This window comes from Sulfurimonas sp. (assembly GCF_016744025.1).
In the GTDB taxonomy this organism is placed as follows: domain Bacteria; phylum Campylobacterota; class Campylobacteria; order Campylobacterales; family Sulfurimonadaceae; genus Sulfurimonas.
This window is the reverse complement of sequence record NZ_JADGFC010000206.1, coordinates 1-3,053: the sequence shown is the minus strand read 5'-3', so window position 1 is coordinate 3,053 and position 3,053 is coordinate 1. Positions and strand designations below refer to the sequence as shown.

The window sequence follows — 3,053 nt, the reverse complement described above, 5'->3', positions numbered from 1 at the left end:
ATATTAAAGTTTAATAAAGATATATCAGTTATTTTTTCAAAAAAAATAATAATGGTTGTATTTAATGATATTGATTAAAAAATTGTTTTTAACAATTATAATGCTTATACTTACTATGAATATTCAAGCTAAAGATTGTATAAAACTAGAACAAATAGATGTTGATGATAGTGAAATCCTTGATTTTAAAAATAAAGAAGAGTTGTTAAAAGACTTTTATGGAAAATGTATTAAAAGTGATACACTAAAAAATATTCTAAATACTCTTTCACAATACTATATAGATAGCGGATATATTACTACTAAAGCATATTTAAAAGAACAAAGTATTTTAAATGGAAAGATGGATATATCTGTGTCAATAGGTACAATAGAGGACATTGTAGATGCTAACACTAGTAAAACAAACAATAAAATAAAAACAGCTTTCGCTCTTCAAAAAAATAAACCATTAAATTTAAGAGATTTAGAAACCTCATTGGAAATGATGAATAGAGTTCCATCTACTGAGTCAAAGTTTGAAGTAAAACCTGGAACTAAACATGGTTCAAGTATTGTAGAAATTAAGACCACGGAAAGCTTTCCTTTACATCTAAATATAGGTGTTTCTGGAGAAAAGAATGTATATGATGAGGATATGTATCTAACTGCTGTTGTCTCTTTAGATAATCCCTTAAATATAAATGATGTTTTAACTTTCACAAATAATGGTAGTAGAGTACAACAAGATTATCAAAGTTTGTCAGGTAAAGAACTAAACTACTCTTTTCCTATTGGAAGCTATTTGTTTGAGTTTATATGGTTTGATTTTTCATATAAACAAAAAGTTCTAGGACTAAATGATACATATGTATCTAAAGGTACGACAGTAGGTTCAACTATAAAAGTTAGTAAAATATTATTTAGAAATAAAGCCAATAAGATAAAACTATCTTTATCCATTCAACATAAAAATACAAAGAATTATTTTTCAAATAAATTACTAGAGGTTTCAAGTTATTCGACAACTTTGGGTCAGCTTAATTTAACACATACTTATGTTCAAAGTTGGGGACAGTTAATAAGTATATATAGTTTTTACCGAGGTATGAACTGGTTTGGAGCTAGAAATGATAGCTATTTTACTGGTGATACAGAAGAAAAATTGCAATTTACAAAGCATACTCTTAGCGAGTATTTATATTATTACCTTCCCGATAACACTTACCAAATGAATTCTAACCTTTATGTTCAATACACAGAAGACCTACTTTATAACAATGACAGACTAAGAGTTGGTAGTTACTACACGGTAAGAGGGTATGAATATTCTTACTATGGAGATACTGGAGCTTACTTGAAGAATGATTTGATTAAAACATTTTATCCAGATTTAAATCCTACATATATAAAAACTATCTCACCGTTTATTGGTCTAGATTATGGATATGTTAGTTGTCAAGATACAAATGAAGGATCATGTGGTGATTTATTAGGTTCGGCTATTGGGTTTAAAACAGATTCCCAAATGATAAGTAGTGACTTTACATTAAGCAGAGCTTTAAAAAAAGTTGAAAACTTAGATATAGAAACATTATTTCGTTACAACATAAATATAGAATTTTAGGAGAACGAATGAAACATATGAAACAATCACTTGCAATACTATTATCATATACTCTTACCTTTATGCTTCTTCATGCTGCAAGCTTACAAGTAGATGGCACTACAAATACAACAATAGAAAAAGCAATAAATGATGTTCCTGTTGTTAATATAGCGAATCCTAATGCTAAAGGTCTTTCTCATAATAAGTTTACTAACTACAATGTGAATAGTGAAGGTCTCATCTTAAACAATTCTAAAACTACAACCGTAAACACTCAGCTTGGCGGATACATAAATAGAAATAAAAACCTAACTTCAAATGCAAAAGTGATTTTAAATGAAGTTACAAGTACCTCAAGATCTCAGTTAAAAGGTTACACAGAAGTAGCTGGACAAAGAGCAGATTTAGTAATTGCAAATCCAAATGGAATTAGTATAAATGGAGCTGGTTTTATAAACACTTCAAATGTAACTTTAACTACAGGTGTACCTATCATAAACAGTGGTAACTTAGAGTCTTTTAATATTTTTGGTGGAGATATAAGTATAGATGGTGATGGACTTGATTCTATGGGTCCAGATAGTACTTCTATATATACGCACTTCTTAAAACTAAATGCTGATATACACGCAAAAAACTTAGATATAAAACTAGGTAAAAATAGTATAGATGCTAATACCAAACAAATAACATCTTCTACAAATAGTAATGAAGTAACTTTATTCCTACTAGATGCATCTACACTTGGTGGAATGTACGCAAATAGAATCTCTTTAGTAGGAACAGATAAAGGTCTAGGTGTAAACCTACCTCCAGAAGTGCTTGCATCTATTGGTGAGATAATTATTACTAATGATGGAAAGATTAACTTACAAAATATAAAAGCAAAAACAGATGTGATTATAGAATCAAAGAGTTCAAATATAGAAGTAAAAGATACGATTTCATCTGGCTCTGATATTAGTTTACAAGCCAAAAATATCACAAATAATGCTCTGATTGATAGTTCAAACGACTTAACTATAACTTCTGATAACTTAACAAATAATATAACTATATTTAGTGCTAATGACATGTACCTATATACTAAAAACACATTAACAAATAATGAAGACTCTACTATACTTGCTGTTAATAATTTAACTATGTCAGCAAATGTCTTGGATAAACAAACACTCAAAATAGTTAATGACAGAGCTTCTATAGAAACTATTAATGGTGATATAAATTTATATGCTAATCTTTTTGAGAATAATGGAGAATTGCTTGAACTAGATGTAAAGACTACAAGTAGAAATGAGATAGAACTATATAAAAATCGTAATAAGGATACTTATATTCTTACTCTTAAATATCTTTCTAGTGCAAAAGTATAATGAACCCCTAAAACTGAACCAGTAAAATTTGTTTTCTTATTTCAAAAATGATAAAATTGAAATAGAAAATATAGGGATTAAATATGAGT

Annotated in this window: 2 protein-coding genes; both read left to right on the top strand. The window is 28.2% G+C overall.

Annotation, left to right across the window (positions count from 1 at the left end; all coding sequences use genetic code 11):
* The first annotated feature begins 64 nt into the window (after positions 1 to 64).
* Positions 65 to 1,606 (top strand): ShlB/FhaC/HecB family hemolysin secretion/activation protein, encoded by a 1,542-nt coding sequence (locus QZZ48_RS15195; RefSeq protein WP_294967103.1) that lies wholly within the window; start codon positions 65 to 67, stop codon positions 1,604 to 1,606.
* Positions 1,607 to 1,614: 8 nt separating this feature from the next.
* Positions 1,615 to 2,964, top strand: a complete 1,350-nt coding sequence (locus tag QZZ48_RS15190; protein WP_294967102.1) for a filamentous hemagglutinin N-terminal domain-containing protein — start codon at positions 1,615 to 1,617, stop codon at positions 2,962 to 2,964.
* The last annotated feature ends 89 nt before the right edge of the window (positions 2,965 to 3,053 follow it).